Genomic DNA, 22084 nt, shown 5'->3' with positions numbered 1-22084 from the left:
CGCCCCACCCGCCGCACACCCACGCCGACCCGGTCCCCGACCGAGCCGGACAGCCCCACCCCACCCTCATCCCACCCTCACCCACCCTCACCCACCCCGTCCCGCCCTTGCCGGCCCTCGCCCGCCCCGCCCTCGGCGCCGCGATCTTGCACTTTCGGCCCCTGAAACGCGCGGATCACCCCATTTGTCGAGGCACAAAGTGCAAGATCGCCGCGGCTCGCGGCTCGCGGCTCGCGGCTCGCGGGGCGGGTAGGGGATAGGGGATAGGGAAGCGCCCGCCAGCGGGGCCGGCGGGCGCTTCGTCGTACGTCAGGAAGGGTGTCAGCCCTGCGGGGCGCTCATGGTGAGCTTCTTGATGGTGACTTCCTTCTTCGGGTGGCCGCCACCGGCCTGCTGCGCGAACGCCTTGTCGTCGCCTGCCGCCGCGACCTGCTTGACGATGTCCATGCCGCCCGTGATGGTGCCAAGGACGGTGTAGCTCGGGTCCAGCGGGGAGTCGCCGTAGACGATGAAGAACTGGCTGCCCGTGCTGCCCGGCTGGCTGGATTTGGCCATCGCGATCACGCCCTCCGGGTACGGGGGGCGCTTGTCGGTGGGCAGGTTCTCCTCGGCGAGCCGGTAGCTCGGGCCACCGGTGCCGTCGGTCTCCCGCCAGCCCTTGCCCGTCGCGCTCGGGTCACCGCACTGGAGCACCTTGATGCCCTCGGTCACCAGACGGTGGCACTTGCTGTTGTCGAAGAAGTTCTTCTCCGCCAGGTGGGTGAAGCTGCCCGCGGTGCACGGCACCGCCGAACGGTCGACCGTGGCGGTGATGGGGCCCAGGTTGGTGTCGAGCGTCAACGTCTGGGTGCCCGTGTTCGACTGCTGTGCGGCCGGCAGCCCGACGTCCTTGATCTGCGGGCTCCGCTGGTCGGCGGGGACCTCGTTCCAGGCGCACTGCACATTGCCGGCCGCCGGGCCGGCGGTGTCGGTCTTGTCGTCGTCGCCGAGGCTGGTAACGAGCCAGACCGTGCCGGCGACGACGAGCACCAGGACCGAGGCGGCCCCCACGATCGCCTGGGTCTGCCGGCGCTTGCGGGCCCTGGCCGCGCGCTCGGCCATCTCCTTCTCGAGCCGGGCACGCGCTGCCGCGCGCTGCCGCTCTCTGGTGGACGTCACGCCTGGATCCTCCTGGGCTGTCTCTGGCGCGGTCGGTGCCGCTGAGGTTGGTGGGGCGGCCGGGTCAGCCGGCGCTCGGGCTGGACGCCGGAGCGCCCGAAGCGGACGGCGTCGCCGTCGAGTTCACCTGCGCCCCGGGCTCACCGACGGTCACGCTCTGGACGACCACGTCGTCGTCCTTGGGCTTGACCTTGGCCCCGGTCCCATTGTCCACGGTCGGCTTGGCACCGATCTTCTCCACCACGTCGATCCCACCGGTGATCCGGCCGATGATCGGGAACTTCGGGTCGGCCGTGGTGAAGTCCTTGAAGAACATCAGGAACTGGCTGCCGTTGGCACCCGGCGGGTTGGCGACCATCGCGACCGTGCCCTTCGGGTAGGTCGCGGGCTGGCCGGCCGCGGGGCTCGCCGACGGCGACGGCGCGGTGGGGACGTTCTCGTCGTAGAACGAGTAGGTGGGGCCGCCGAGCCCGGTGCCGCTCGGGTCACCGCAGCGCACCGCGCCCTCGGCGGTGATCTCGTGGCACTTGGTGTTGTCGTAGAACGACCGGCTGGCCAGGTGCGCGATGCTCGCCGCCCCACACGGGGAGCCGGCGAGGTCGAGTTCGACGGTGATCGGCGCACCCTGGTTGGTGGTGACCGTCATCGGGCGTACGCCGTCGGTGGGCAGCCCTTCGGTGGCCGGGGTGCCGACGTCCTTGAGGTTGGTGTTCGTGGAGGCATCCTGCGGGGTCCACAGGCAGACGTCCTCGGCGGCCGTGTTCTCCTTCGGGTCGTCGTCGAAGGCGCCAAGTGCCCACGCCGAACCGGCCACGATCAGCACGAGGACGACAGCGACGCCGACACCGGCCTGGATCTGCCGTCGACGCTTGGCGGCGGCGGCTCGGCGGGCGAGTTGCCGGTCGAGCTTGGCACGCGCCATTTTGCGCTGCCGGTCCCTGCTGGAAGCCACCCGTGCTCCCCTTCCTCTACCCTGGTTGTCACCGGTGGTCGGGCGCCCTGCGCCCGTTCGGCGGCAGGTGCGCCGCGCCACACGCCCGCCAGAGTGTACGGCTACCGACTGGGAAAGTGGTGTACGAGGTCCGGACCGCTTTTATCGGAACGCGTCACTGTGCCCTGTGGGGTGCCCGGGACGGACCCGAGTGTTGCCTTCGGGGCGCCCGGAACGGACCCGGGTGTTGCCTTCGGGGCGCCCGGGACGGACGCCGCAGAATGCCCGGGACGGACGCCGCAGAACCGGGTCGCACCGCCCGATAGGCTGCCCGGAGAGAGCAAGCTCGACGGAAGGGGAGCGGACGTGCTCGTGGCCGGCTTTCCCGCGGACGTCTTCGGCACCAACTGCTACGTGGTCGCCGCCGGGCCGGGGGAACAGTGCGTGGTGGTCGATCCCGGCATCGGGGTGCTCGACCGGCTCGACGCCCTGCTGGCCGAGCATCGGCTGCACCCGGCTGCCGTCCTGCTCACCCATGGCCATATCGACCACACCTTCTCGGTGGCGCCGGTCTGCGGCGCGCGCGGCATCACCGCGTACGTGCACCCGGGCGACCGGGAGATGCTCGCCGACCCGGCCAAGGGGCTGTCGGCGGATCTCAGCTCGCTCTTCGGCGGGCGGCTGCCGTACACCGAGCCGGAGGATGTCGCCGAGCTGGCCGACGGCGCCACGCTCGCCCTCGCCGGGTTGGAGATCACCGTCGACCACGCCCCGGGCCATACCGGCGGGTCGGTGATCTTCCGGCTGCCGGCTGCCGGCTCGCTGTGGGAGGCGGATCAGCTCTGCCTCTCCGGCGACGTCCTGTTCGCCGGCTCCATCGGCCGCACCGACCTGCCGGGCGGCAGCATGACGAGGATGGTCACCAGCCTCCGGGACAAGATTCTCCCGCTGGCCGACGACACCGTCGTGCTGCCCGGCCACGGCCCCGCGACCACCATCGGCCGCGAGCGCGCGAGCAACCCGTACCTCGTCGAGGTGGCGGCTGGCGGCGCGCACCCGGCCGTCCCCGCCCGCGGCCTGTAACCGGCCGGATCGGCCCCCTGCGGCCCCCGACGGCCGCACCGACGACCTTCCCGCGCGGACCGCGCGGATGCCGAACGGAGCATCATGAGCAAGCCCACGCCCATCTCCGGCTTTCCCGAGTGGACGCCCGCGCAGCGGATGATCGAGCAGTTCGTCCTGGACCGGATCCGCGACACCTTCGAGCTGTACGGCTTCGCCCCGCTGGAGACCCGTGCGGTGGAGCCGCTGGACCAGCTGCTGCGTAAGGGGGAGACCTCCAAGGAGGTCTACCTGATCCGGCGGTTGCAGGCCGACGCCGACGGACCGGCCGGCGACGACACGCTCGGCCTGCACTTCGACCTGACCGTGCCGTTCGCCCGTTACGTGCTGGAGAACGCCGGCAAGTTGCAGTTCCCGTTCCGGCGCTACCAGATCCAGAAGGTGTGGCGGGGCGAGCGGCCGCAGGAGGGGCGCTACCGCGAGTTCCTCCAGGCCGACATCGACATCGTCGACCGGGACACCCTGGCCCCGCACCACGAGGCGGAGATGCCGCTGGTGATCGGCGACGCGCTGCGTTCGTTGCCGATCCCGCCGGTGCGCATCCAGGTCAACAACCGCAAGATCTGCGAGGGCTTCTACCGGGGGATCGGGCTGACCGACTCCGAGGCGGCGCTGCGCGCGGTGGACAAGCTCGACAAGATCGGCCCGGCGAAGGTGGCCGAGCTGCTCGCCGGGACGGCTGGGGCGAGCGAGGCGCAGGCCAAGGCGGTTCTAGCGCTGGCGGAGATCTCCGCCCCGGACGCCTCCTTCGCCGACGCCGTACGCGCCCTGGGCGTCAGCGACCCGATGCTCGACGAGGGTGTCGAGGAGTTGGTCCGGGTGGTGGAGACCGCCGCCGCGCACTCCCCGGGGCTGTGCGTGGCCGACCTGCGCATCGCCCGCGGCCTGGACTACTACACCGGCACGGTCTACGAGACGCAGCTGGTCGGCTACGAGCGGTTCGGCTCGATCTGCTCCGGCGGCCGGTACGACAACCTGGCCAGCGCCGGCGCCACCCGCTTCCCGGGGGTGGGCATCTCGATCGGGGTGACCCGGCTGCTGGGGCTGCTCTTCGGCGCCGGCGCGCTGTCGGTGTCGCGGGACGTGCCGACCTGCGTGCTGGTCGCGGTGACCGGCGAGGAGCAGCGCGCCGCCAGCAACCAGGTGGCCGACGCGCTGCGCCGCCGCGGCGTGCCGACCGAGGTGTCGCCGAGCGCGGCGAAGTTCGGCAAGCAGATCCGCTACGCCGAGCGGCGCGGCATCCCGTACGTCTGGTTCCCCGGGGTGGACGGCGCGGCCGACGAGGTGAAGGACATCCGTTCCGGTGAGCAGGCCGCCGCGGCGGCGGGGGAGTGGACGCCGCCCAGGGGCGACCTCAGGCCGCTGGTCGGCTGAGACGCTACTGGCGCGTACGCACGATCGGACCTACGGTGGCGTAAGTTACGCCACCGTAGGGAGATCGTCGTGACCACACTCAGCCAGACCGCCCTGCTCCGCGAGCTGGAGCCCGTCGTGGAGAAGAACCTCGACCGGCACCTGGCCGTCGCCAAGGAGTGGTTCCCGCACGAGTACGTGCCGTGGAGCGAGGGACGCACCTTCGACGGGCCGCTGGGCGGCGAGGCGTGGTCGGCCAGTGACTCGACGATCCCCGAGGTGGCCCGCACCGCGCTGATCGTCAACCTGCTGACCGAGGACAACCTGCCCTCGTACCACCACGAGATCGCTACCCTGTTCGGCCGGGACGGCGCCTGGGGCACCTGGGTGCACCGGTGGACCGCCGAGGAGGGGCGGCACGGCACCGCCATCCGCGACTACCTGACCGTCACCCGGGCGGTCGACCCGGTGGCGCTGGAGCGGGCCCGGATGACGCACATGTCCGCCGGCTACGCCAACGTGCACGACGACGAGGTGCTGCACTCCCTGGCGTACGTCTCGTTCCAGGAGTTGGCCACCCGGATCTCGCACCGCAATACCGGTCGGGTCACCGGCGACCCGGCGTGCGAGGCGCTGCTGGCCCGCGTCGCGGCCGACGAGAACCTGCACATGGTCTTCTACCGCAACCTGCTGGCCGCGGCCTTCGAGTTGGCGCCCAGCCAGGCGATGCGGGCGGTCGCCGACGTGGTGGCCGACTTCCAGATGCCCGGCAACGGCATCGACGGTTTCGCCCGCAAGTCCGTGGCGATCGCCCTCGCCGGCATCTACGACCTGCGCCAGCACCGCGACGAGGTGGTGGCGCCGGTGCTGCGCCAATGGGACGTCTTCAACGTGACCGGGCTCGATGCCGACGGCGAGGTCGCCCGCGACCAGGTCGCCGCCCACCTCGACGACCTGGAGCGTGCCGCCGCCCGCTTCGAGGAGAAGCGCGACGCCCGCGACGCCCGCCGCGCCGCCCGCTGACCCGCTGGCTGACCCGCTGGCCTCCCGGCCGCCGGGGCTCCGGGCGTGGCCGCCGCTGGCTCTCTCGACGACGACCACACCCGAAGCGTCTCTCCCACCCCCGCCCCGCCCTCCCGCCCTCGTTCGCCCCGCCCCTGCCCCGCCCGCCCCGCCCGCCCCGCGATCTTGCACTTGCTGCCCGGACGAAAGCCGCAATCACCGCCTTTCGGGGGCCGAAAGTGCAAGATCGGCGAAGGAGAGGGCGGGGCGCGAGGGGCGAGGGAGAGGGCGGGGCGCGAGGGGTGTGGGGGTGGTCAGGTGGGTTGGTCGAGGGGGAAGAGGAGGCAGGTCGAGGTGGCGTGGGCGATGAGGCGGGACTTCGCGTCGAGCAGCTTCGCCTCGGCGAGGGCGGTGCGTCGGCCGCGTTGGAGTACGGTGCCCTCGCAGCGCAGGGTGCCGCTCGCGACGGTGACCGGGCGCAGGAACTTCACGTTCAGGTCCAGTGAGGTGTAGCCGATCCCGGCCGGCAGGGTGGTGTGCACCGCGCACGCGGCGGCGGTGTCCAACAGGGTGGAGATGACCCCGCCGTGCACGGTGCCGAGCGGGTTGTAGTGGAACTCCTGGGGGACCAGTTCGACGGCCACCCACCCCTCGTCGGCCTCCATCCGGGAGATGTCGACCAGGTGCATGATGGGCGGCGCCGCCAGCTCCCCGGCGATCATCGCGCGCATCAGCTCCAGGCCGCCGCGACGGCCGACGTGCGCGGCGTTGATGCCCGGGTCGGACCACGAGAAGGTGCGGCTGCGCACCGGATCCTGCATCTGCGTCATGGACTCAGCCTGTCAGTGCATTGCTGAGTCTGTCAATCGGACCTAGCCTGGAGCGCATGAGACCCGCGGCACTGGACTGGTCGGTGGAGAACTGCACCATCGGCCGGGCGATGGAGATCCTCGGCGAGCGGTGGACCCTGGTGGTCCTGCGCGAGGTCTTCAACGGCGTCCGCCGCTTCGACGACATGCGCGTGCGTACCGGCGTCCCCCGGCAGGTGCTCACCAACCGGCTGGCGATGCTGGTGGAGCGTGGCGTGCTGCGGCGCGAGCCATATCGGGAGCCGGGCAGCCGGGTGCGCCACGAGTACCGGCTGACCGAGATGGGCCTCGACCTCTGGCCGGTGCTGGTCGCCGTCCTCGGCTGGGGGGACCGCTACCTGGCCGATCCGGAGGGCTCACCGCTGACGGTCACCCACCGCGACTGCGGTGCCGAGGTCCGCGTCGCGCTGCGCTGCGAGCGCGGGCACGAGGTGGCCCGGCCGCGCGACGTGGTGCCGCAGCCGGGACCCGGGGCGCGCCGCCGCACCGGGTGAGCGTGGTGCCGCAGCCGGGGCCCGCACCGGGTGAGCGCGCTGCCGGCAGGTCGACCGGTCCGGGACCGGCCGCCGGTGCGGCGCGGCAGCGGCTCGGTCGGCGTCAGGTCCGGGTGGCCGAGGCTCGGCGTGGCAGCGACGCGCGGACGGGGTTGCCGTCCGCGCGTCGGCCGGCCCGCTACCAGCCGAAACCGGCGGCGTACGAGGCGTTCGCCAGGACCTGCTGCCCAGAGGCGTTCGGGTGGAAGTAGTCCCAGGTGGAGAGCTGGCTGAGGGTGAACGGGTAGCCGAACACGGCGTTGTCGTCGAAGTCGCAGTTCGGCCCGTACGCGGCACAGGCCTGGGCGAGCTGCGTGTTGTAGCCGACGACCCGCTGGCGTACCCGGTCGCGCCGATCCACGTCCGCCTGCGCCGTCGAAGTCGGGTTGGCCAGCATCGACTGGCAGACGCTGAACAGGGACCAGGCGGAGCGGGCGCTGCCGCTGCCCTTGCCGACGGACCAGAGCCGGTGGATGTCCGGCACGCTGATCAGCTGCACCCGGGCGGTGGGCAGCCCGGTCTTGAGGCGGTCGAGCGCGGCGTCGATGTTGGCGCGGTAGGTGGCCACCGGCGTCATCGCCGCCTCCGTGCCGGTGCACGCGTCGTTGGCGCCGATCAGCATGGTGACGTAGTCGACGCCCTGGCTGACGGCGGTGCTGGCCTGACCGGGCATGTCGGCGGACTTCGCTCCGCTGCGCGCGTCGTTGTGGTTGCGCCCGTTGATGGCCGCGTTGGTCGCGCGGATGCGCAGGTACTGGCTGTTGACCGTGGAGTTGTCTCCGGTGCTGAAGGACCGGGAGGTGCAGTCGACGTACCAGCCGCAGGCGTTGAAGCCGCGGGTGATGGAGTCGCCGAGACTGGCCATCGAGTTCGGGGGTGGGCCGGGATCCGCGGCGGCCGGGGCGGCGGCCGGCAGGACGAGGGCGGCGAGGGCGGCGAGGGGGACGAGCAGCCGTCGGACGGATTTCATGGTGGCCTCCGGATCGCGGTTGCCGGGTGGTGGTGGGACGGTGGACCGAGCGTATAGACGTACATCAGTGTCCACAATGTTTCCGGCAGGTGGCCACCGCAGCCGGGGCGAAAAGGACAAAGTCGGGTCTTGCATACGAACTTAAGTATGTGAATACTTCACTTTGCTCGACCGGTTCCCCCAGATCGGCCGGGCTGATCAAGGCCCTTGTCTCCCTGGCGAGGGCCCGACATCCCCTCCCTGGAGGTTCGTTACATGCGACCCACGAGGTCCTCGCTCCGTCGTGCCGCCGTCATCGCCGCTGCCGGTGCCATGGTCGCCGGCTCGCTGATCGGCGCACCCGCCCAGGCCGCCCCCTCGTTCGCCTCGCCGGACGCCGCCGCCGGCCTGGCCGAGCGCCTCGGCGACCGGTCCGCCGGCACGTACGCCGACGCCAACGGCAAGATGGTCGTCGCCGTGACCGACGCGCTCGCCGCCCGCCAGGTCAGCGCCGCCGGCGCCACCCCGAAGTTCGTCAAGCGCGGCGCCGGCGAGCTGGCCCGGGCCACCTCGGAGCTGGACCGCTCCGCCAAGATCCCCGGCACCGCCTGGTGGACCGACCCGGCCACCAACCAGGTCGTCGTCTCCGTCGACAGCACCGTCACCGGCGCCAAGCTGGAGCGCGTCAAGGCCGCCGCCGCGAAGATGAACGGCGCGATCCGGATCGAGGCCGAGGCTGGCGTGTTCAGCACCCGGATCTCCGGTGGCCAGGCCATCTACGCCGGTGGCGGCGGTCGCTGCTCCCTGGGCTTCAACGTCCGCAGCGGCAGCACCTACTACTTCCTGACCGCCGGGCACTGCACCAACATCTCGTCCAGCTGGTACAGCAACTCCGGTCAGACCAGCCTGCTCGGCACCCGCACCGGCACCAGCTTCCCGGGCAACGACTACGGCATCGTGCGGCACAACAACTCCGCCAACGCGGCCGGCAACGTCTCCCTCTACAACGGCAGCTTCCGGGACATCACCGCCGCCGGCAACGCCTACGTCGGCCAGTCGGTGCAGCGCTCCGGCAGCACCACCGGCCTGCGCAGCGGCTCGGTCACCGGGCTCAACGCCACGGTGAACTACGCCGAGGGCTCGGTCTCCGGCATGATCCGCACCAACGTCTGCGCCCAGCCGGGCGACAGCGGTGGCTCGCTGTTCAGCGGCACCATCGCCCTGGGCCTGACCTCCGGCGGCAGCGGCAACTGCACCACCGGCGGCACCACCTTCTTCCAGCCGGTCGGTGAGGCGCTGAGCCGCTACGGCGTCAGCATCTTCTGATCGATCGCACCTCAGCGGGCCGCCGGGTTCACCCGGCGGCCCGTCCGCGTGTCCGGGCACGTTCGTCCGACCGGAGCAGGGCGGCCGGGGTACGCACCCGTCGGTGCGTGCTCCCGCCGATTCGCCCGACGGCGCCGCCGCGTCCACGGCTGCCGACCGGATGCCGCCGGCGCTGCTGTTCACCCACATCTTCGCGCTCGGCGTCGGTCAGGCGCTGACTCTGTCGGCCTGGCAGGCGAGCATCCCCGAGTTGGTGCCCCGGTCCTAGCTCGTATCGGCCTCGGCGCTCGGGTCGATTAGCGTGAACCTGGCCCGCGCGGTCGGACCCGCCGTGGCCGGCGTGCTGGTCGCCCGGGCCGGCGTCGCCACCGTTCTTCGCCGTCAACGCCGCCTCGTAAGCCGTGTTCGCGCTGGCCCTGCTGCGCTGGCGGCCGAAACGACCCGATTGCGACGACCTGCCGGAGCGATTCACGGCGGCGCCGCACGCCGGCGGCCGGTACGTGCGGTACTCGCCGGTGGTGCGCCGGATCCTGCTCCCCGCAGACCCCGCGACTGATCTGGTCGGTTAGCCTCGGCTGACGGTGGCGTCGGTGAAGACAACCGATCCGCCGGGGAACTCACATTCGACCCGCAGGATCAACTCGTCGGCGCCGTCGAGGTCCGCGACGAGTCCGCGAGGGGTGTCCATGCGCGCGTCGAACTGCTGCCCCCGGTTCACCCGGGATACGGTGCCGTCGGCATTGCGGATTGCCACCTGCGCATGGACGATCACCACACCCTCGCGGTCATCCGGCGACGGGAAGTGCGGCCGGACGGTCGCGTTCAGGTCGAGGAAACGACGCTGCACCCGGAAGGCGACCTCCCGCTGATTATCCGCCCCGGCGTTTGTCGGACAACCGATCACGATCGCCCGCTCGTATTCGGGGCGATCTGCCAGTGGCCGTGGCAGTTTGACGAGGTTGGCCGCACCGGCCTCGACCGGCAGCGTGTCCAATCGGACCGCCGCCGACGGAGCGGACTGCGGGCTGCTGGCCGGCCCCGAACCGGTCGACGAGTCCGCCACCGGCACGCCGGTCGGTGTGGCGGACGGGGCTGCGGTCTCCGCCCCGACCTGCCAGTCGAAGACGTCCCGCGCGAACGCGAGCGAGGCGATCAGCACCCCCAGCATGGCGCCTGTCGCGGCTAACCACGCGAGGCGGGCCGCCCACGGTCCTCCGTCCCGAGGCGGCGTCGGTGCCTGACCGGAACTCGTCATGTCCGCAATTGTCCCTCCGCTGTGGCCGCCTAAGCGCGGCGCAGATTGTGACGGTCATCGTCGCCGTCGCGTCGGCGAAGAATACTCTGCCCCAGGCCGTGGCGAGTTCCTGATACCGTGCCGATTCTGGTTGCCGGGAACTGCCGGCCCAACCCTTTCTAATTGATCTCTGCCATTGCAGGAGGTGGTGGGCATGAATCAGCCCGACAACCAGCGGGATTCGTCTCCGTCTCCGCCGAACCCTGCTGCGTCGCAGCAGCACGGATCGACGCCTCCCGTCCCGCCGGCGGGTGGCGCCGGGGTCCCGCCGCCGCCCGGACCGCCTCCGGGGCGCCCCGCCGGGCCCCAGCGGGGCGGCCCGGGGGCCAACCGGTTCGGCGTACTCGTGATCGGCATCGCCTGCCTGGCCCTGCTGGCCGCCCTCGGGTCCGCTGCCGTCTCCTGGCGCGCACTCGACCAGGCGCGTACCGCTCGGGACATCGCGTCGGCCCGCTCGCCGCTCACCGCGCCCCCCGCCGAGCCTGGCGACTCCGGGGCGTCCTCGTCGCCGACGCCGGCGGGGTCGGAGCCCGCACCCGGCGGAAGTGGCGAGCCGGGGGACACGCCGCGTTCGCCGGGCGAACCCCCAGAGTTGAACCCACAGACCGTCTACAAGACGAGCTACGAGGCGCAGAGCCTGACTCTCAAGCCGGCGGACTGCTCGTCGGAGATGTACGTGGACCTTGACGAGCCGCGCGCGAACGTCGGCTTCAACGGCGCGGAGTTCGCGCTGGAGGCGGATTGCCAGGCGGGGGCGCCGTACATCCAGCTCCGGTCCGGGGTACGGGGTAGCGAGGCGGCGCGCGCCGGCATGAAGCCCCAGGAATGCTGGGACGCGATCCGCGCCGCGCCCATCGCCGATGAGGACGAGGTGCCGTTGCGCAAGGGCGGCTGGCTCTGCATCCACACGAACTACACCCAGGCCCGGGAGCGGCGCGACGACTGGCGGATGGTGCTGATCGAGGTCGTCTCGATCAGCAACGAGCGGGCGGTGGTCATCCGCTCCACCGCCTGGAACATCCCGGACGACTGAGGCTCGCCGTCGGAGTCGACGGTCGACCGGTGCGGAGCACGGACGGTCGACGGGTGGTGCGGACCCGTGCCCGGCGAGGCTGACAGAATGCCAGGGGTAAGGACGTACCGCAGATGAGGAGACGCAAGCCGTGATCCGTACCCATGACGCCGGCAGCCTGCGCGCGACGGACGCCGGCACCACGGTGACGCTCGCCGGGTGGGTGGCCCGCCGGCGCGACCACGGCGGCGTGATCTTCGTCGACCTGCGTGACGCCTCCGGCGTGGTCCAGGTGGTGTTCCGCGAGGAGGACGCGCACGCGCTGCGCAACGAGTTCTGCGTCCGGGTGACCGGCGAGGTGACCCGCCGCCCGGCGGGCAACGAGAACCCGGAGCTGCCGACCGGCGAGATCGAGGTGACCGCCGCCGAGCTGGAGGTGCTCTCCGAGGCGGCGCCGCTGCCCCTGCCGGTGGACGACCAGGTCGAGGCCGGCGACGACATCCGGCTGCGCTACCGCTACCTCGACCTGCGCCGCAGCGGGCCGGCAAAGGCGATGCGGCTGCGCTCGCGGGCCAACCAGCTTGCCCGCACCGTGCTGCACGAGCGGGACTTCCTGGAGATCGAGACCCCGACGCTGACCCGGTCCACGCCGGAGGGCGCGCGCGACTTCCTGGTGCCGGTGCGGCTTCAGCCCGGCAGCTGGTACGCGCTGCCGCAGTCGCCGCAGCTGTTCAAGCAGCTGCTGATGGTCGGCGGCATGGAGCGGTACTACCAGATCGCCCGGTGCTACCGCGACGAGGACTTCCGCGCCGACCGGCAGCCGGAGTTCACCCAGCTCGACATCGAGATGTCCTTCGTCACCGAGGACGACGTCATCGACCTCGGTGAGGCGATCGTCTCGACGCTCTGGAAGGACCTGGCCGGCCACGAGATCTCCCGGCCGATCCCGCGCATCACCTGGCACGACGCGATGGCCCGGTACGGCTCCGACAAGCCGGACCTGCGCTACGGCGTCGAGCTGACCGAGCTGACCGACTACCTGCGCGGCACGCAGTTCCGGGTCTTCGCCGGCGCGATCGACGCGGGCGGCTACGTCGGCGCCGTCGTCATGCCGGGCGGCGCGGCGCAGAGCCGCAAGGAGCTCGACGGCTGGCAGGACTGGGCCAAGGCGCGCGGCGCGCGTGGCCTGGCGTACGTGGTGCTCGATGCCGAGACCGGCGAGGCACGCGGGCCGGTGGCGAAGAACCTCTCCGCCGAGCACCTGGGCGGGCTCGCCGACGCGGTCGGCGCCAAGCCGGGTGACGCGGTCTTCTTCGCCGCCAGCACCAACACGCGTGAGGCGCAGGAGCTGCTCGGCGCGGCCCGCATCGAGATCGCCAAGCGGGCCGGCCTGGTCGACGAGAGCGCCTGGGCGTTCTGCTGGGTGGTCGACGCGCCGATGTTCGAACGTACCGACGACGGTGGCTGGACGGCGGTGCACCACCCGTTCACCTCGCCGAACTCCGAGTGGGTGGGCCGGTTCGAGGAGGCGCCGGACCGGGCGCTGGCGTACGCGTACGACATCGTCTGCAACGGCAACGAGATCGGTGGCGGTTCGATCCGTATCCACCGGGGCGACGTGCAGAAGCGGGTCTTCGACCTGCTCGGCATCACCCCCGAGGAGGCGCAGGACAAGTTCGGTTTCCTGCTGGAGGCGTTCAAGTACGGTGCCCCGCCGCACGGCGGCATCGCGTTCGGCTGGGACCGGGTCTGCATGCTGCTCGCCGGCGCGGACTCGATCCGCGAGGTCATCGCCTTCCCGAAGACCCGCGGCGGCTTCGACCCGCTGACCGGCGCGCCGACGCCGATCACCGCGCAGCAGCGTACCGAGGCCGGCATCGACGCCAAGCCGAAGCCGGCGGCGGCGCCGCACACCGGCACCGCCGGCCCGGCCGCCCCGGTCGCCGACCCCACCTGACCAACCCCCAACCGCCGGCTCGCCGGCCCGACTCGCGTGTCGATCAAGAGGTTTGCGTCATGATTCGCCCGGACGACGTGACGCAAACTTCTTGATCGACGGGAAGAGCGGGACGCGAGCGCCGAGGCGGGGGCGCGGTCTTCCCGTACGGCGCGGCGAAGGCGGCGGCGGAGACCGCCGTGCGGGCGATCGATCCGGATGCCGCGCTGGTGCGGACCTCGCTGATCGTGGGGCACGAGCGGAGCAAGCAGATCCGGCTCTGTCTGGACGCTCTCGCGGGGCAGGCCGTCCTGTTCACCGACCAGGTCCGTTGCCCGGTGCACGTCGCTGACCTGGCCGCCGTCGTGCTGGGCCTGGTCGACAGCCGGTACGCCGGCCCACTGAACGTGGGCGGCCCGGACGCGGTGAGTCGGGCCGAAATGGGGCTGCTGGTGGCGGCGCGCTTCGGCCTCGATCCGGCCGGCCTGAAGACGACCACGCTCGCCGACTCCGGGCTCGTCCGCCCCGCCGAGGTACGCCTCGACTCGTTGCGCGCCGCCGCCCTGCTGCCGACCCGCCTGCGCGGCATCCGCGAGCTGGTCGCCCCCTGACGCCTGCGGGCGACCACGCACCCATCATGCCATATAGTATGCATAACTCTTGTGCATAGATTCTGTGCAGAGTTATTGTGCGTTCATGGAGAACGCATCCCCGCCCTCGAACGCACCGCGTGCCGTCCACCTGGACGCCCGGCAGGTGCGTACCCTCGCCCATCCGCTGCGGATGCGGCTGCTCGGCACGCTGCGCGCGGACGGTCCCGCGACCGCGACCACGCTGGCCGGGAAGCTGGACACCAACACCGGGGCGACCAGCTACCACCTGCGCCAACTCGCCGAGGTGGGGTTGGTGACCGAGGATCCCGACCGGGGCACCGGCCGGCAGCGGTGGTGGCGCGCGGCGCACGACATCAGCAGCTTCGAGCCGACCGACTTCGACGACGACCCGGACGCCCGGGCGGCGGTGCAGTGGATCCAGGCCGACCAGGTGCGACTGCTGGCCGAGCAGGCCGAGCGCTGGATGGCCGTCGAGCACGGCTACTCCCGGGAATGGCGGGACGCCGCCGGCATGAGCGACGTACTGCTGACGCTCGGCCCGGCGCGCCTGCGGGCTCTCAACGACGAGCTGTGGCAGCTGCTCCAGCGCTACCGTGACGAACCGGTGCCCGACGAGCCGGAGGCGGAGGCTGTGCTCGTCTTCCTCGCCGCGTTCCCCCGGGTGGAGGGGAACCGGTGAGCACGCTGTCCGTACGCCAGGTCCGGCGCCGCTTCCTGGTGCTGCACGGCCTGCGCTGGCTGCCGACCGGCCTGATGGTCCCGGTGATGATCCTGCTGATGCAGGAGCGCGGCCTCTCGCTGACCCAGATCGGCCTGGTCTTCACCGCCCAGGGCGTGCTCGTCCTCGCGCTGGAGTTGCCCACCGGGGGCTTCGCCGACGCCCTCGGACGCCGCCCGGTCCTGGTGGCGGCCTGGCTGGTCAATCTCGCCGCGCTCGCGCTCTTCGCCGTGGCCGACTCGTTCGCGCTGTTCTTCCTGGTCTGGGCGTTGCAGGGCGTCTTCCGGGCGCTGGACAGCGGCCCGATGGAGTCCTGGTACGTCGACGCCACCCTCGCCGCCGATCCAAAGGCCGCGTACGAGCGCGGCCTCGGCCATGCCGGCACTGTCATCGGCGTCGCCATCAGCGCCGGGGCGCTGATCGGTGGCGGCCTGGTCGCGCTCGGTCCGCTGGGGCCGGTCAGCGCGCTCACCGTGCCGGTGCTGGTCGCGTTCGCGTTCCAGGCGGTGGCCCTGGTCGCCCTGCTGGTGCTGCTGGTGGAGGTTCGGCCCGCGAAGGGCCCCGGGGCGCTGCGGGCGTCGGTCGTCGAGGCGCCACGGATGGTCGGGCAGGCGGTCGGGCTGCTGCGCCGCTCCCGGGTCCTGCTCGCGCTGGTCGCCGTCGAGCTGTTCTGGGGTTTCGGCATGGTCACCTTCGAGTCCCTGTTGCCCCTGCGTCTCGCCGAGGTGGTCGGCGACGCGGACCGGGCCGCCGCGCTGCTGGGGCCGGCCAGTTCGGCGGCCTGGCTCGCCTCGGCGGCCGGCGCCGCGCTCACCCCGCTGCTGCTGCGCTGGCCCGGGGCCGCACCGGGGGCGGCGCTGCTGCGGATCCTGCAGGGCCTCACCGTGGTCGGCATGGGACTCTTCGCCGGCCCGGTCGGCGTGCTGGTCGCCTATCTTGCCTGCTACACCGTGCACGGCGCGTCGAACCCGCTGCACATGGGACTGCTGCACCGGCAGGTCGACGGACCTTACCGGACCAGCGTGATCTCGCTGAACTCGATGGTGGCCCAGCCGGCGGGGGCGATCGGCGGGGTGGTGCTCACCATGCTGGCCCAGGCGACGAGCATCAGCACCGCGCTGCTCGTCGGCGCTGTGGTGCTGGCTGCCGCCGCCCCGCTCTACCTGCCCGCCTGGCGGGCAGGCCGCCGGCCCGAGGGCGTCGCCGGGCCCGGCCCCGGAACCGAGCCGGGGGCCGGTGCCGTGCCGGTGCCCGGTCCCGTCGAGCCGGCGGGCGGGCGCCCGGGGGTGGACGCCGCGTCCGTATCCGCCCCGGTCCACGGCAGCTGACCGGTCGCCGTCCCGCGGCACGGTCGGCGGAAACCCTCCGCGAAGGGTTTCTGTCGACCGTTCCATGGTGGAGATTGGCGGGCGGACCGATTGGGTACATCCTGCGCCGACCCACTGGTAACCCCCACCGGAGGAACGCCATGCTCGCCATTCTCGCGGCGATCGTTTTCGGCTTCGCCCTGCTCATCGACCTGCTCAACACCGACTTCGGTGCCCCGGACCTGTTCAACTGGAACACCCTCGTGCTGATCGGCCTGCTGCTGCTCTCGCTCTACCTGGCCGGGGTGGGCAACGGCCCGCGCGGCGGTGGCGGTGGTGGCGGCGGCCGGTGGTACCGGGGCCGGCGTCCCGGCCGCGGCTGACCGTAAATGATCAGCGAGGGCCCGACCGACGGCGCTTCCGGCGCTGTCGGCCGGGCCCGGTACTGTTCCCCTGATGGAGTCCGACGCCCTCTTCTCCCTCGGTGAACCCGCCGGAGCGCCCCCCGCGCCCGCGGGTTCCGTCGGTGTGGACGGGTTCACGGCGGTGGGGGAGGATTCACCCCTGCCCGTCCGGATGCGTCCGCGCAGCATCGACGAGCTGGTCGGGCAGGAGCACCTGCTCGCGCCGGGTGCCCCGCTGCGTCAGCTCGTCTCGGCCACCGCGCCGATGTCGGTCATCCTCTGGGGCCCGCCCGGCAGCGGCAAGACGACCATCGCGCACCTGGTGGCCCGGGCCACCGACCGCCGCTTCGTCGCCATGTCGGCCCTCACCGCCGGGGTCAAGGACGTGCGTGCGGTGATCGAGACGGCCCGCCGCCAGCGCCGCTCCGGCGGCCCGCAGACGGTGCTCTTCATCGACGAGGTGCACCGGTTCAGCAAGACCCAGCAGGATTCGCTGCTCGCCGCCGTCGAGGACCGCACGGTCACACTGCTCGCGGCGACCACCGAAAACCCGTACTTCTCGGTCATCTCGCCCCTGCTGTCGCGCTGCGTGCTGCTCACCCTCCAGTCGTTGGACGACGCGGCGGTGCGCGACCTGCTGCGCCGCGCGGTCACCGACGAGCGCGGCCTCGGCGGCGCGCTCACCCTGGAGGCCGAGGCCGAAGACCATCTCGTACGCCTCGCGGCCGGCGACGTACGCAAGGCGCTCACGGCGCTGGAGGCGGCGGCGGCCTCCGCCACGGCTCTCGGCGCCGGGCGGATCGACCTCGCCACCGCAGAGCAGGCGGTCGACGTGGCGGCCGTACGCTACGACCGGGCCGGCGACGCCCACTACGACGTCGTCAGCGCCTTCATCAAGAGCATGCGCGGCTCGGACGCGGACGCCGCGCTGCACTGGCTGGCCCGGATGCTGGTCGCCGGCGAGGACGCCCGGTTCATCGCCCGCCGCCTGGTCATCTTCGCCAGCGAGGACGTCGGCATGGCCGACCCGACCGCGCTGAGCGTGGCAACCGCCGCCGCGCACGCCGTGGAGTATGTCGGCCTCCCCGAGGTCCAGCTCAACCTCGCCCAGGCGGTGATCCACCTGGCCACCGCGCCGAAGTCCAACTCGGCCACCATGGCGATCGGCGCGGCCATCGCCGACGTGCGCGCCGGCCGGGGCGGGCCGGTGCCACGCGGGCTGCGCGACGCGCACTACGCGGGCGCCAAGGGTCTGGGGCACGGGACCGGCTACCGCTATCCGCACGACGACCAGCGCGGTGTGGTCACCCAGCAGTACGCTCCCGACGATCTCGTCGGCGCCGACTACTACCGGCCCAGCCAGCACGGTGCCGAGCGCTCGGTGGCCACCCGGCTGCCGCTGCTGCGCCGCATCGTCCGGGGGTTGCCGGCCCCGGCCGTGCCCCCGCAGGCGCCGGTGACGGTCGCGAGCGGATCGGCGGGCAACGGCCGCCAGACGGACACGAGTGGCGCCGGTGCGGCGCGAGAGAGCGGCAGTGACGCCGCCGGAGAGGGTCATCAGCAGTGAAATCGCGTGGTTCGGAGCGACCGGAGGACGGCCCCGACGAGCGGCGTGACTCTCGCGCCAAGGGCCGCCGCTGGGGGCGGGGCAAGGCCGAGGCCGAGCCCGAGGAACCGGCCAGCGGCGAGGAATTCGGCTGGATCGACGATCTGCGGTCGGCCAAGCAGCAGCGGTCCGAGCTGGGTCCGGACGGGGCGGAACCCGCCTCGCCTCCCGGCCAGCGTCCGGGTGGCCCGACGCTCCCGGGCCCGGCCGCCCCGCCGCCCCACCGCGGCCCCGGTCCGTCCGCCGCGCCCCCGGTGCGCCGTGGCGAGGCGGAGCCCCCGCGGCCCCGTCCGGTGGACGGGCCCTGGCCCGGTGCGCCGGAACCACCCCGGCCGGTCGGCCCCGTGGCCCCCGGTCCCGTCCCCCCGCACCAGCCCGTCCGCCGGCCCCCGGCGGCCGGTCGGCCGCAACCCGGACCGGACGGACCGGACCAGCGGCCCCGCCCGGTCCCGGGCTCCCCGACGGGTCCGCAGGCCGGTCCGCCGGCCAGCACCGTGGCGGGTCCGCAGGGGACTCCTCCGGCGGGCACACCGACCGGCCCACAGGGGGGCCATCCGGGGACGCCGCAGGCCGGCTTCCCGGCAGGCCCGCAGGCCAGCCCTCGGTCCGGGCCGCAGCCCGGACCGGCCGCCGACCCTCATGCCGGCGCACCGACCGGGCCGCAGCCAGGACCGCCCGTCCGCTCCCACGTCGGCGTGCCGACCGGGCAGCATCCGGGCGTGCCGGTGCCCCCGCCCGTCGACGCGCCGCACCCGGCCGGGTCGGTGCCGGGTCGGCGTTCCGACGGCCGGGCGGCGGTGCCAGGTGGTACGCCGCCACTGAATGCCGCCGGGCGGCCGGGCGGTGCCGTGGGCGCCGCCCGGGTCAGCGTCCCGCCTCCCGGCGCCCCCCAGCCGCCGGCCGGTCCGCCGACCGGCGAACTGCGCGGCGCCCCGGCCGACGGACGTGATCCCCGGTCCGGCCGGATGCGGCGGGGCTCGGTCGATGCCGACGTGCCGGTGCCGGCGGACGGCACCGGACCCGTGCCGATCGCCATCCCGCCGGTGCCCGGCGCTGAGGGGACCGACCACGGTCGACGTCCCGGGGCGCCGACCGGCCGGCGTCGCGCCGCCGAGGCGGACGCCCCGCCAGCACCCCGATCCGGCAACGCCCCGCCAGTACCCCGATCCGGCAACGCCCCGCCGGTGCCCCGGTCCGGCAACGCCCCGCCGGTACCCGGTGCGCCCGCCGCGCCGCCCGGTGTCGGGGTGCAGCGGCCGGACGGCCCCGCCCCCCGTGGCCGGCGCGCCGCAGCCGACGACGCCGGGATCGCGGGTCGGGGCCGGCGTCCGGCTGGCGACGATGAGGCCTCCGGCCGGGCCCGGCACGCCACGGAGGCCGGCCAGCCAGCCGCGCGGCGTGCGGACGACACGCTGGTCCCGCCCCCGGGTCGGCCGGCATCCCCGGACGAGGTGGAGATCCCGGCTCACGCGCCGCGCCCGGTCGAGGGGGAAACGGGGCGGCAACGCCAGCCCGGTGACTCCCGGGCCGGTCGACCGGAGCGCCCGGCCGACTGGCTGCGGCAGGCCGGCCGCGCCCACCACACCGATCCCGCTTTGCCGACGGTCAAGCGGTCCGTGCCGCCGCCCGCTCCGGGCGGTCCGTCGCCGACGCCACCCGGAGCGGAGCAGCGCGGCGTCGAGACCGGCCCCGCGCCCGCGGGCCGGGCCCGGCCCGGTGTGCAGCCGCCACGGCCCACCGACGCCACCGAGAGCGGACAGCCGGCCGGCCGGGCCCGGCCCGGGGCCGAGCCGCCCCGGGCTGCCGACAGCCCGCACCCCGGGCCGCCGCCGGTTCGGGGCGCCGCCCGACCCACGGCGGCCGGCCCCCCGCTGCCGAGCGGCGCCCAGGTCGGCCGGGCCCGCCCCGACGCGACCCAGGCCGGACCCGCCCGGGGCACCGCGCGTCCCGACGCCAGCCCGGCGGGTCCTGCGCATCCGGACGCAGGCCCGGCTGGTCCCGTTCGGGGTGCTGCGCGTCCCGACGGCGGCCCGGCTGGTCCCGTTCGGGGTGCTGCACGGCCCGACGGCGGCCCGGCTGGTCCTGCTCGGGGTGCCGCACGACCGGACGCGCCGCCACCCGGTGCCACCGGCGCGGCGCCCGGCGTCGTGCCGTCACCGGCTGTCGCCGGCCCGAGCGCGCCGCCGCCCGGGCCGCGCCGTCCCGGGCCTGCCCCGTCCGGCCAGGTCCGGCCTGATCAGATCGCGTCCGGCCCGGCCGGTCCGGCCGCGGCTCCGCCCGGCCAGGCCCGGCCCGGTGCGGGTCCCGGTGCCGTCCGGCCACCGGCTGACGGGCGGGACCGGCCCGAGCCGACGTCCGGCGAGGGCCCCCGGCCCGGCCCCGTCGGGCCGGCCGGGGTGGCCCGGGCTGCCGCCCCGGCGCCCCGCCCCGGGCCCGAGGACCGTACGGCCGGGCGGGCCCTCCCGCCACACCGCGAGCCTGGGCGGCCGGAGCCGTCGGGTGTCCCGCCGGTGCCGCCGCCGGGGGCGGGGGCGAACCGGTGGTGGCGCGGGCCGCCGCAGCGGTCGTACCGCCCGGTGAGCCGACCGACGGACCGGCGCTGCGCCGGCCCGCGGAGCCGGAGTCACCGGACGACGACGAGCCCGGCCCTGGCGGGCTGCGTGGCGCGCGGTCCGAGCTGCGCCGCCAGATGCGCGAGCGGCGGCGGCTGCGGATGGGCATTCTCGCCCTGGTCAGCGTGGTGCTGCTCGGCGCGATCCCGCTCTACTTCGGCATTCGTACGCTCAGCCACGATCCGGTCTTCGACACCCTCGACGAGCTGGACGTGCCGGGCTGGGCGGCGGTGCAGCCCGTCGACGACGTCAGCGGCAGCCGGTGGTGTCTGCTCGACTGCCGGCTGCGCGAACGCACGGCCACGTCCGAGCGGTCGCCGGAGGAGACGGCACAGGTCTACGAACGGGCGCTGACCGGCAACGGATGGCGGCCGTGGAAGGTGACCCGCTGCCCCGAGCAACCGGCGAAGGGAAGCTACACGTGCTGGCGCCGGGACGAGCTGACCCTCGACCTCTGGGTACGCGAGCCCGCGTGTGTGCCGCCGCCCGTGGACGGTGAGCCGGCCGTGGTGCCGTCGCCCGACCCGGCGACCGCCGCGGAGCAGTGCTCCGGCTCGTTGGTGTCGGTGAAGGTTCGCAACGCGATCGACGACGAGCGGACCCGGCCCCAGCCCAGCACCGATCCGTCACTCACCGGCGAGGATCCCTTCCCGACGATCAGCGAGGATCCGCTCGCGACACCGACACCCTCACCGTCCTGAGCCGGTTTCCATCACGGACGGTAGGGTCTGGGGCTGGCGGATCCGTCAGCCCTCGCCAGCTATTCGCGGGTCGCCGAGCGGCGGTGTGGGTAGGACGATCGCGCGTTCCGGGGACGTAGGGTTCCCGGAACTCTGCTTGAGGAGGACAGGCGTGGGCTTTTTCGAGGTCGCGGCGCTGATCGCGGCGATCGCGTTCGCGATGCTGGTGCTGATCCTGACGCTGCCCATTCTGCGGCTGCGGCACACCGTGGACGCCACCACCCGGATGATCAACGACCTCAACGACCGGACCGCGCCGCTGCTCGGTGACGTGAACACCACGGTGAAGAACGTCAACACCGCCCTGGAGCAGGTGCAGACCTCCCTGGACGGGGTCAACCTCCAGCTCGCAAAGGTCGACACCATGACCAGCCACGCGCAGAACGTCACCGCCAACGTCGCGAACCTGGCGACCGTCGTCTCCGCCGCCGCCGCCAACCCGTTGGTCAAGGTGGCCGCCTTCGGCTACGGCGTCCGCAAGGCCGCCTCGGCCCGCCGGCACGCCGAGACCGAGCGTGAGGTGCGCGACACCATCAAGCAGCAGCGGCGGGCCGCCAAGCGCGGCAACCGCTGACCCGGTACGACCAGGAGGAGCTCG

The 22084-nt window shown here is 73.5% G+C and carries 20 protein-coding genes and 1 pseudogene; 16 read left to right on the top strand and 5 right to left on the bottom strand.

Annotated features, from left to right (window positions below; all coding sequences use genetic code 11):
- Positions 1-321: 321 nt before the first annotated feature.
- A complete protein-coding gene (locus tag GA0070608_RS30190) occupies positions 322-1158 on the bottom strand; it encodes a peptidylprolyl isomerase (RefSeq protein ID WP_091633108.1) in 837 nt (278 codons plus the stop codon).
- A 64-nt stretch (positions 1159-1222) separates the two neighbouring features.
- A complete protein-coding gene (locus GA0070608_RS30185; RefSeq protein ID WP_091633103.1) occupies positions 1223-2110 on the bottom strand; it encodes a peptidylprolyl isomerase in 888 nt (295 codons plus the stop codon).
- Between the two features lie 345 nt (positions 2111-2455).
- On the opposite strand from GA0070608_RS30185, the gene GA0070608_RS30180 reads away from it, so the two are divergent.
- The 3 genes from GA0070608_RS30180 (at position 2456) to GA0070608_RS30170 (ending at position 5587) form a co-directional block, all read left to right on the top strand.
- The gene (locus tag GA0070608_RS30180; protein ID WP_091633100.1) at positions 2456-3172 is read left to right on the top strand and encodes an MBL fold metallo-hydrolase; all 717 of its coding nucleotides are present in this window, start codon (positions 2456-2458) and stop codon (positions 3170-3172) included.
- Between the two features lie 84 nt (positions 3173-3256).
- Positions 3257-4585, top strand: coding sequence for a histidine--tRNA ligase (gene hisS / locus GA0070608_RS30175; RefSeq protein WP_091633097.1), 1329 nt, complete (start codon positions 3257-3259; stop codon positions 4583-4585).
- Between the two features lie 69 nt (positions 4586-4654).
- Positions 4655-5587, top strand: coding sequence for an acyl-ACP desaturase (locus GA0070608_RS30170; RefSeq protein WP_091633092.1), 933 nt, complete (start codon positions 4655-4657; stop codon positions 5585-5587).
- A gap of 293 nt (positions 5588-5880) precedes the next feature.
- Here GA0070608_RS30170 and GA0070608_RS30165 read toward each other — a convergent pair whose 3' ends face one another.
- On the bottom strand, positions 5881-6396 hold the full coding sequence (locus tag GA0070608_RS30165; protein ID WP_091633087.1) for a PaaI family thioesterase: 516 nt from the start codon (positions 6394-6396) through the stop codon (positions 5881-5883).
- A 56-nt stretch (positions 6397-6452) separates the two neighbouring features.
- Between GA0070608_RS30165 and GA0070608_RS30160 the strand changes: the two genes are divergently transcribed.
- Positions 6453-6929, top strand: a complete 477-nt coding sequence (locus GA0070608_RS30160; protein WP_091633082.1) for a winged helix-turn-helix transcriptional regulator — start codon at positions 6453-6455, stop codon at positions 6927-6929.
- Between the two features lie 178 nt (positions 6930-7107).
- On the opposite strand, the gene GA0070608_RS30155 is transcribed toward GA0070608_RS30160, so the two are convergent.
- Positions 7108-7938: a GDSL-type esterase/lipase family protein gene (locus GA0070608_RS30155; protein WP_091633077.1), complete on the bottom strand. Its 831-nt coding sequence runs from the start codon at positions 7936-7938 to the stop codon at positions 7108-7110.
- A gap of 255 nt (positions 7939-8193) precedes the next feature.
- Here GA0070608_RS30155 and GA0070608_RS30150 point away from each other — a divergent pair, with 255 nt between their 5' ends.
- From GA0070608_RS30150 to GA0070608_RS34205, 3 genes are all read left to right on the top strand, one after another.
- Positions 8194-9243 (top strand): S1 family peptidase, encoded by a 1050-nt coding sequence (locus GA0070608_RS30150; protein ID WP_091633074.1) that lies wholly within the window; start codon positions 8194-8196, stop codon positions 9241-9243.
- A gap of 103 nt (positions 9244-9346) precedes the next feature.
- On the top strand, positions 9347-9511 hold the full coding sequence (locus GA0070608_RS34210; RefSeq protein WP_323135688.1) for a hypothetical protein: 165 nt from the start codon (positions 9347-9349) through the stop codon (positions 9509-9511).
- A 133-nt stretch (positions 9512-9644) separates the two neighbouring features.
- On the top strand, positions 9645-9812 hold the full coding sequence (locus GA0070608_RS34205) for a hypothetical protein (RefSeq protein ID WP_342672644.1): 168 nt from the start codon (positions 9645-9647) through the stop codon (positions 9810-9812).
- Here GA0070608_RS34205 and GA0070608_RS30140 read toward each other — a convergent pair.
- Positions 9809-10411: a hypothetical protein gene (locus GA0070608_RS30140; RefSeq protein WP_091633070.1), complete on the bottom strand. Its 603-nt coding sequence runs from the start codon at positions 10409-10411 to the stop codon at positions 9809-9811. The two genes, GA0070608_RS34205 and GA0070608_RS30140, sit on opposite strands and share 4 nt — an antisense overlap.
- A 472-nt stretch (positions 10412-10883) precedes the next feature.
- Here GA0070608_RS30140 and GA0070608_RS30135 point away from each other — a divergent pair, with 472 nt between their 5' ends.
- The 9 genes and pseudogenes from GA0070608_RS30135 (at position 10884) to GA0070608_RS30085 (ending at position 22060) form a co-directional block, all read left to right on the top strand.
- Positions 10884-11570, top strand: a complete 687-nt coding sequence (locus GA0070608_RS30135) for a hypothetical protein (protein WP_091633066.1) — start codon at positions 10884-10886, stop codon at positions 11568-11570.
- A 130-nt stretch (positions 11571-11700) separates the two neighbouring features.
- A complete protein-coding gene (gene aspS / locus GA0070608_RS30130) occupies positions 11701-13506 on the top strand; it encodes an aspartate--tRNA ligase (RefSeq protein WP_091633062.1) in 1806 nt (601 codons plus the stop codon).
- A gap of 158 nt (positions 13507-13664) precedes the next feature.
- Positions 13665-14096, top strand: a pseudogene (locus tag GA0070608_RS30125) (sugar nucleotide-binding protein); the annotation flags it as partial.
- Between the two features lie 85 nt (positions 14097-14181).
- Positions 14182-14778 carry an ArsR/SmtB family transcription factor gene (locus tag GA0070608_RS30120; protein ID WP_091633056.1) on the top strand — a complete coding sequence of 199 codons (597 nt, stop codon included), beginning with the start codon at positions 14182-14184 and terminating at the stop codon, positions 14776-14778.
- A complete protein-coding gene (locus GA0070608_RS30115; RefSeq protein WP_091633052.1) occupies positions 14775-16145 on the top strand; it encodes an MFS transporter in 1371 nt (456 codons plus the stop codon). Before GA0070608_RS30120 ends, GA0070608_RS30115 begins: the two co-directional genes overlap by 4 nt.
- Positions 16146-16285: 140 nt before the next feature.
- Positions 16286-16507: a hypothetical protein gene (locus tag GA0070608_RS30110; RefSeq protein ID WP_091633047.1), complete on the top strand. Its 222-nt coding sequence runs from the start codon at positions 16286-16288 to the stop codon at positions 16505-16507.
- A gap of 73 nt (positions 16508-16580) precedes the next feature.
- The gene (locus GA0070608_RS30105; protein WP_091633042.1) at positions 16581-18095 is read left to right on the top strand and encodes a replication-associated recombination protein A; all 1515 of its coding nucleotides are present in this window, start codon (positions 16581-16583) and stop codon (positions 18093-18095) included.
- A gap of 2728 nt (positions 18096-20823) precedes the next feature.
- The gene (locus GA0070608_RS30090) at positions 20824-21447 is read left to right on the top strand and encodes a hypothetical protein (protein ID WP_091636534.1); all 624 of its coding nucleotides are present in this window, start codon (positions 20824-20826) and stop codon (positions 21445-21447) included.
- A gap of 151 nt (positions 21448-21598) precedes the next feature.
- Complete coding sequence (locus GA0070608_RS30085; RefSeq protein ID WP_089000990.1) at positions 21599-22060, top strand: DUF948 domain-containing protein; 462 nt, start codon at positions 21599-21601, stop codon at positions 22058-22060.
- The last annotated feature ends 24 nt before the right edge of the window (positions 22061-22084 follow it).

The sequence above is a fragment of the Micromonospora peucetia genome, assembly GCF_900091625.1.
GTDB lineage: Bacteria > Actinomycetota > Actinomycetes > Mycobacteriales > Micromonosporaceae > Micromonospora > Micromonospora peucetia.
Note: the sequence above shows the minus strand (reverse complement) of the source record. Positions and strands in the feature narration are given on the sequence as shown.

Excerpts from the sequence above, each read along its gene's own strand:
- hisS (WP_091633097.1), top strand. The coding sequence starts at position 3,257 with ATGAGCAAGCCCACGCCCATCTCCGGCTTTCCCGAGTGGACGCCCGCG.
- GA0070608_RS30165 (WP_091633087.1), bottom strand. The coding sequence starts at position 6,396 with ATGACGCAGATGCAGGATCCGGTGCGCAGCCGCACCTTCTCGTGGTCC.
- GA0070608_RS30160 (WP_091633082.1), top strand. The coding sequence starts at position 6,453 with ATGAGACCCGCGGCACTGGACTGGTCGGTGGAGAACTGCACCATCGGC.
- GA0070608_RS30155 (WP_091633077.1), bottom strand. The coding sequence starts at position 7,938 with ATGAAATCCGTCCGACGGCTGCTCGTCCCCCTCGCCGCCCTCGCCGCC.
- GA0070608_RS30150 (WP_091633074.1), top strand. The coding sequence starts at position 8,194 with ATGCGACCCACGAGGTCCTCGCTCCGTCGTGCCGCCGTCATCGCCGCT.
- GA0070608_RS30140 (WP_091633070.1), bottom strand. The coding sequence starts at position 10,411 with ATGCTGGGGGTGCTGATCGCCTCGCTCGCGTTCGCGCGGGACGTCTTC.
- GA0070608_RS30120 (WP_091633056.1), top strand. The coding sequence starts at position 14,182 with ATGGAGAACGCATCCCCGCCCTCGAACGCACCGCGTGCCGTCCACCTG.
- GA0070608_RS30110 (WP_091633047.1), top strand. The coding sequence starts at position 16,286 with ATGCTCGCCATTCTCGCGGCGATCGTTTTCGGCTTCGCCCTGCTCATC.
- GA0070608_RS30105 (WP_091633042.1), top strand. The coding sequence starts at position 16,581 with ATGGAGTCCGACGCCCTCTTCTCCCTCGGTGAACCCGCCGGAGCGCCC.
- GA0070608_RS30090 (WP_091636534.1), top strand. The coding sequence starts at position 20,824 with ATGCGCGAGCGGCGGCGGCTGCGGATGGGCATTCTCGCCCTGGTCAGC.